Raw genomic sequence first — 2,720 nt, 5'->3', positions numbered from 1 at the left:
TACCGCAACAAGATGGAGTATATTTAATTATTACTACTATAATTTTTAGTCCTACTGATGATACTCTAAATTATGTGACGGAAGTATTTATAACAGTTAACAGTGCTTTAATAGCAGGAGATGATAGATTTTTTGGTGGAAATACTGGGCTTTTAAATGCGGTAACAGTTTCTACCATTGTACAATTGAATGCAGGAGATATGGTGCAAGTCCAAGCCGGTAGTACCATAGATGGCGTTATTGCATCTCCGCTTCTTACAAATTTTCAAGCTGCGAGGTTTCCATCACCAGTTCCAAATACACTTTTCTTGTTAAATAATTTATCTGCAGATTGGAGTAAAAGGCCGTTTAGTAGAACAACATAATTATGTTCATTTTAAAAATAGTGTGAAGAAAATGATGAATTTAAATTATGGGATATACCTTAGAAGATATCACTCGAATGAATATTTCTAAATTAGCAATAAGATACTCAGAGAGATTTAGTCGTGAAGCTAGTCAAATTCGTAATAAAAAAGAGCCATGAGTGGAAAGGTTCATAACTCTTTTTGTAAGGGTAATGATTTTATAGGTAATAATCATCATGAAACCCTAAAAATGTAAGTTGATTAATTTCTATAAAATTCGAATTTTATAGAAAAAGAGCGACTGACAACAGCTAACTGCTTAGCAGGTTCTTTAAGATAAAAAAGAAGAGAATATAGAGGTTCATTCTGATTGTTTGAAGGTAATGAAAGAAAGAATATCACATACTATCGATCTTAATAAAAACTATGTTTGTTTTTCATTTTATTCACAAATAGTTCCAGTTGCTATTCCTGTTGGAGCGAAACCTACTGGGACATTAGTGATAACAGTATTCGTGGCAATATCAATAACAGAAACAGTATTACTACCTTGATTTGTAACATAGGCACGAGTGCCATCAGGTATGATAGTTACCTGATCAGGGGATAAAGCAACAGGAATTGTATCAATCACAGTATTTGTCGCCACATTTATTACCGAAACATTATTGCTAACTTTATTTACAACGTAAATAAGGTTTCCACCTGGTGTAATATCTATACCAACAGGTTCGGTACCTACGTTAATTGTATTAATTACGGAATTGGTAGCGGTGTTAATAATAGAAACAGTATTGCTGTTCTGATTCGTGACATAAGCACGAGTGCCATCTAGTGTGAAAACGATTATTCTAGGGCGAATGCCAACAGGAATGGTAGCGGTAACTGTGTTAGTAGCAGTATTAATAACAGAAATTGTGTTACTTAATTCGTTTGCAACATATGCAAAGGCTCCGTTTGGAGAAACAGTTATTCCTTGCGGAGCGATACCAACAGGGATGGTAGTGATAACTGTATTAGTAGCAGCATTAATAACTGAAACGTCATTACTCGCGTGGTTTCCAACATAAACAGTTGTGTTATTTGGAGAAACAGCTACGCCAATTGGATCAGCTCCAACGGGAATGGTAGCAATAACTATATTAGTAGCAGTATCAATAACGGAAACGGTATCGGAAAAAATATTAGTAACATAAGCACGAGCCCCATTGGGTGAAACTGTTACTTCAAGAGGTGCATTATCTACAGTAATTGTAGCGACTACTGTATTTGTTGCGGTGTTAATCACTGATACTGTATCATCTGCAGGGTCATCGATTGCTCCCGCGTTAGTAACATATACAAGGAAATTACATCCAGGTCCAGTTGGTCCGGTTGGCCCGGTCGGCCCAGTTGGTCCCGGTGGACACTCACAGTCTCCAGTCGGCCCAGGTGGTCCTTCCGGCCCCTGAATACCTTGCACACCTTGAGGTCCAGTCGGTCCTTCTAATCCTTCAGGCCCTTGAATGCCTTGCACACCTTGAGGTCCAGTCGGTCCTTCTAATCCTTCAGGCCCTTGAATGCCTTGCACACCCTGAGGTCCAGTTGGCCCTTCTGGTCCTTCCGGTCCTTGAATCCCTTGTATACCCTGTGGTCCAGTCGGTCCAGGTGGTCCAGGAATTCCCATTCCGGTTCCCGAACCAGTCGGCCCAGGTGGCCCTGGCGGTCCTTGAATGCCTTGCACACCTTGAGGTCCCTGAGGCCCTTCCGGCCCTTCCGGTCCCTGAATCCCTTCTACCCCTTGAGGTCCTTCCGGTCCTTGAGGTCCTTCAGGCCCTTGAATGCCTTGCACACCTTGAGGCCCTTCCGGCCCTTCCGGTCCTTCAAGTCCCTGAATGCCTTGCACACCTTGAGACCCCTGAGCTCCTCTAGGTCCAGGAATTCCTCTAGGTCCTGTTGCTCCAGTCGGCCCTGGCGTTCCGATGTTACTCAATAACGAACTATTCAAGATTCCTTGTAAAATTAGGTTGAATGTCTGCTGTAATAAGGGGTCTGATATATTTGAACAACTGATAAGTGAAGACAAGCTTTGGAATAGAAATTGGAATAACGCTGAGATTTGAGTGAGAGATGCAGTAGGTAAAGAATTGATTAATTGATTTATAGTTCTTATGACTAAATTTCTATTTGGTGTACTTGGTTGTACTGCTATTAATAAATTATTTAATGCCTGTAATGCAGATTGGAGTATTTTTATAGTTGTTGAATTTGGTGTTGTGAAAAAAGTAAGAATAGCTTGATTTAATTGGCTTATTATTTGTAATAATTCTTGTTGTTGAGAACTTGAGAAAAAAACAGGTGTACAGCAATTACTTTGATTACAAGGGGATATAG

At 40.0% G+C, this 2,720-nt stretch carries 1 protein-coding gene and 1 pseudogene; one reads left to right on the top strand and one right to left on the bottom strand.

Going from position 1 to position 2,720, the window contains the following annotated elements:
• Window positions 1-365, top strand: a pseudogene (locus GBN78_RS29295) (hypothetical protein); the annotation flags it as partial.
• Window positions 366-789: 424 nt separating this feature from the next.
• Here the strand turns inward: GBN78_RS29295 and GBN78_RS29290 are convergent.
• A complete protein-coding gene (locus tag GBN78_RS29290) occupies window positions 790-2,718 on the bottom strand; it encodes a YVTN family beta-propeller repeat protein (RefSeq protein WP_226798511.1) in 1,929 nt (642 codons plus the stop codon).
• Window positions 2,719-2,720 lie beyond the last annotated feature (2 nt).

Origin of the sequence: Bacillus sp. B2-WWTP-C-10-Post-4, assembly GCF_009183805.1 — a bacterium.
In the GTDB taxonomy this organism is placed as follows: domain Bacteria; phylum Bacillota; class Bacilli; order Bacillales; family Bacillaceae_G; genus Bacillus_A; species Bacillus_A cereus.
The sequence above is the reverse complement of the archived record's forward strand: the minus strand, read 5'-3'. Positions and strand labels throughout refer to the sequence as shown.